This window comes from Eubacterium sp. 3_1_31, from assembly GCF_964249515.1.
Lineage (GTDB): Bacteria > Bacillota_I > Bacilli_A > Erysipelotrichales > Erysipelotrichaceae > Longicatena > Longicatena caecimuris.
On sequence record NZ_CAXUBY010000084.1, the window covers coordinates 1 to 4,456 of the forward strand.

The window sequence follows — 4,456 nt, forward strand, 5'->3', positions numbered from 1 at the left end:
CTCTTGGGTTCGTCGATAACTACGCCCCGAGGGATTTTCACCCTAGATATGTGGCATGCCCGCCACACATGAAAAAAGACATCTATGTGTCTTTTATGTGCCTTTTTAATACTGTATATAGAATAAAACAATTGCTTATCTATGAAACTTCCTGTATATATTATCAAATGATAGGTTACTTATCTATTAAGCTTCTACATAGTTCAATCAACTTCATTTATGATCTACTTTTCTTTCTTTGAATGCTTCCGCATCTTTTTTCCGATATAAACGACGAGAAATTACAAAACCTTTATGGCTCTTAAATTGCTTGTTTAGAAAATCATAATACGCTCCCGGTGAGATGATACCACTTAAATCAAATAAATTTAAACCAATGACACTTAATATATTCGCCATAAAGAAGACACAATTACTGGAAACAACAAAAAATGTTTTCAGCTTTCCTTCTTTTATTTTATAAAACTTTGCACCTGGGGATGTTCGTGTTACCCGGCTGATATAATCATCACAAGGACCCTGATAAGGCAATCCCTTGCGTTTTAAATCTTCATCACTGTAAAAATCTTCAAAGGTCCCAAAAACCTCTAACAAACGATCATTTAGACGTTTTTTCTGCTCTTCGTCTAAAGCAATGCCAAAGCTGATCAGCGTCTTATTTTCATTTTTTAAACAATTATAAATATATGGATTACGATCAGCCATTAAAACAACGCCATCCCCCATCGTGCCAAAGAGATGACGGTTATGGGGATCATAACAACCATACGATATCACAAAGCCACGATAGATTAAATCCGCATGTCCTAACATAGCAGGTCCACTAGGTGCCAGATGAATAAGCACTTCCATATCTACAGGAATATCTTCCTTTATCTCATCAAATTGTTCTTTGATCTGATCCTCTTTGTCTTTATTCAACAAAGTCCTCATAAGATGAGGCGGAATGATGACCGACATGAATGGCGGTACTGCTAATCGTAGCTTTTGATCCAGCTTTTCACCACTTCCCTGTGGAATAATCTCGCGCACCATATCCAACAAGGTATTTCCCCCATAAATTAAAAAATACAGACCGGTAACCACATTGATAATGTCGTTATGATGAAAAGGATTACCAATCAAATAAAAGCTCATGCATAAATCACCTAACAAAAACAGAATGCGAAAGAAGGATATGGTTAAATGATCTTTGATACGAATGTATAAAACAATGATCTTAACAATGGCATGCAATAAGATCCAACTGCCCACAATACGTGGCAGAATGGAATAAAATGCCCGTGGCAGTGCTAATGAGAAAATGATAGCAATACACCAAATGATAATATCTAAAAGCTGAGAGAAGCGTTTTTCAATACGGCGAAAGTTGATTAGCAAGTTGATTAATTTCAAGATGGCTACTGCGGATATACCAATAACTAAGGTTGTATACAGCCAATTCCATACGGTCAAAGATTCGACAACAAAAGAGCATCCAAGCACGCAGAAAAAGACGCCTGTTAATGCCATTGTTACATAATTGAACTGCTTTTTCAACATGCCTTTTACCTCCCTATATTTTTTAATTATAACAAGAACTATTGTTTTCGTAAACTGCCTTTCTTTCTGTATATGAATCTACCTTTTTTTATATATGAAAATGACTATTGTATCAGCACTTTGTTTACCGTATAAAAGCCATTCCATTCACCAGATAAAGCTTTGAAATTATTGCGTCTTTTATAATACAGCCTTAGGATATCTGGATACTGAAAGTAAAAAAGATACGAATGATCGATTATCAGACGTATCCTATACGTATTATACACTCATCATTTCAGGATCATCCTGTACGAGTGTTTCAAATTGATCCACTGGAACCGGTTTAGAGAATACATATCCTTGAATAGCATCACATTCCATACTTTTTAACAACTCTACCTGTGGTATCGTTTCTATCCCTTCGGCAATTGTTTCCATTCCTAATTTCTTAGCTAAACTGATAACTGTTTCAACAATGTCTTCTCCACGTTTATCATTTTCACTACTGAAGGAAACACGATCAAGTTTTAGAATATCCACAGGAATCTCTTTGAGCACATTTAAGGATGAATAGCCACTGCCAAAATCATCCATAGAACATTTATAGCCATATTTATGAATTTCATCTATAATGGTTTTTAACATTTCCAAATTCTCAAATACAACTATCTCTGTCAATTCTATTTCAATATACTGATCCGGTATTTCATATTTTTGTTGTATCTTTCGATATTCTTCTAAAAAGTTTGGATGATGAAGATGATTTCTTGATAAATTTACTGATATCGGATGAACGATTTTCCCTTCATCGATCCATTTACGTAAGATCTTACATACAACTTCAAAAACATACATATCAAGTTTAATAATAAAATCATTTTTCTCAAAGAAAGGGATAAAGTCATCTGGTGGAATCAAGCCTTTTTCTGGACTGTCCCATCTTACTAAAGCCTCTGAGCCAATAATCTTACCCGTCTTTAAACTAACCTTAGGTTGTAGATATATGATAAATTCTTCTTCATCCAGAGCCTTTTCCATCATGTTTTCCATTTCTTTTTCTTTCAGCAACATCTGATGTTCTAAGTCATTATAGAAAACAATATTACATAGATAATAGTTTGGAATATTTTTATTTGTCTTACGCGCTATATTGGCCTTATCACGTACGACGATTAATTCCTGTGCATCATCTTTTACAATATAACAGCCACAAGATAATGGAATATAATAAGGAAGCTGACGCTCTTGATTATATTTATTAATCTCATCCGCGATGCTGTGTAAACGTTCCTTAATCTTCCCTTCATCAATCGTATGCAAATAAATATTAAAGTTATCCGCATTGACGCGGGTAACAAATTCATCCTTAGCTAAATGTTTCTTGATACACACATATACATGTCGTAATACTTTATCGCCATTTTCACTGCCAAAGCTGGCATTAATTAATTTAAATTTACGCAAATCTAAGGATATAAAAGTATATGGTACAAAGTCTTTCGCTCGATCTAAGAGTTCTTTTTCGAACCGTACTTGCGTAAATCCTTGTGTGATAGGATCAATATAGGCGATATTTGTTATTTCTTTATTCTTTTTATTCGATGTGTACAGTAAAAACGCAATGAAGATAAAGAATACAACCGCTATGCCTAAAGCGAGAACGGCGATTGCAAGACTGATGAAATTTTGAATATTCTGACTATACATCGTAGAAGGTACGATGGATAAAAGATACCAATCACAATTATCTAATGGAGTATAAGTGAGTGTTCGCATATTATCGCCATTTACCTTAAACGTAATGGTACCTTTTTTATGATTAGCAATATCTTGACAAAACTTTTGGAATTACATTGAAGATGTAATTTCAGCTTTTGCTGGAAGGTGTTCAAAAAGTTATCACCATCAATTAATGCATTTTTATTTTTGGAATGTAAAATATAATCACCATTTTTCGCTATGATATGTGAAAACCCGGTACCTGAAAATGATTCTGTATTCAGCAATAATTTCATGGTTTCAGGTGGTATTCATCCTACGATTGCGCTAATATTATTATCCTTTCCTTTATAAGGTACTGCATAAACAGCCCCTTTTTCATCAAAAATTTTCAACAGCTTATCGCTTACACTCACTTGCCCATGCATAGCTTTTGCTACACAAGTTAGTTGAGATACATCTTTTAAAGGATGGTTCTTCACCTTTAGCATTCCCTTATGATCAACAGTGCCAATCCATTCAAAAGCTCCACCTTCATAAGCATCATAAAGATACGCTTCATAAGCGGATTCATCCAGATATGCTAAAGAGTTCGATAGCGTTGCTAAGTAAGAAAAATTTGTTTCGACACGTTGCGTCACTTTGTAAGAAGTTTGTTGTGATATTTCATGGAGATAATTATTAACTTCTGTGTTTACGATATCTTTTCCTTTTTGCGTAAGTAAAAAAGATAAACTAATGATAAAAACGATAATTACTACTGTCGAAAAGCCCATCATCTTTCTTTGCTTCTTATTCATCCATATATTTTTTAGCATATTTTTCCTTCAATAACCACACAATTTTTCAGTATACCATAGCAAAAGCAGAAATGTAAAAAATATAACACTTTTTATAACCACTTTTAATCCAAAACTATAAAATATCGTTAAAATATTAAGAATCATTTGGTTATCTTTTTGATTTATGTATACGTAAATACCCTTTGCATAAAGAATGATACTATTCTAAATATATCAAGGTTCCATAGTGTCATTGTATAGAAGAATACTAATCGATTATTCCATAGGAACGTACAGTTTAACTATAAAACCATTTATTATGCATATTCATCTTCCATAGTTATAAAATATACAGAAATAAATATCCACCAGCTTAGCTGGTGGTTTTTACGTAATCGCCCCAAGGGGCTCAGATTCAGGCTACGCTTACC

The 4,456-nt window shown here is 33.7% G+C and carries 3 protein-coding genes; all 3 read right to left on the minus strand.

Annotation, left to right across the window (positions count from 1 at the left end):
* Positions 1–213: 213 nt before the first annotated feature.
* Positions 214–1,542 (minus strand): hypothetical protein, encoded by a 1,329-nt coding sequence (locus ACESSZ_RS16250; protein WP_008690060.1) that lies wholly within the window; start codon positions 1,540–1,542, stop codon positions 214–216.
* Positions 1,543–1,803: 261 nt separating this feature from the next.
* Positions 1,804–3,300: a putative bifunctional diguanylate cyclase/phosphodiesterase gene (locus ACESSZ_RS16255; protein WP_119957640.1), complete on the minus strand. Its 1,497-nt coding sequence runs from the start codon at positions 3,298–3,300 to the stop codon at positions 1,804–1,806.
* Positions 3,301–3,554: 254 nt separating this feature from the next.
* Positions 3,555–4,061 carry a hypothetical protein gene (locus ACESSZ_RS16260; protein WP_008690062.1) on the minus strand — a complete coding sequence of 169 codons (507 nt, stop codon included), beginning with the start codon at positions 4,059–4,061 and terminating at the stop codon, positions 3,555–3,557.
* Between the last annotated feature and the right edge of the window lie 395 nt (positions 4,062–4,456).

Coding starts and splice junctions, on each gene's coding strand:
- ACESSZ_RS16250 (WP_008690060.1), bottom strand. CDS start 1,542: ATGTTGAAAAAGCAGTTCAATTATGTAACAATGGCATTAACAGGCGTC.
- ACESSZ_RS16255 (WP_119957640.1), bottom strand. CDS start 3,300: ATGCGAACACTCACTTATACTCCATTAGATAATTGTGATTGGTATCTT.
- ACESSZ_RS16260 (WP_008690062.1), bottom strand. CDS start 4,061: ATGCTAAAAAATATATGGATGAATAAGAAGCAAAGAAAGATGATGGGC.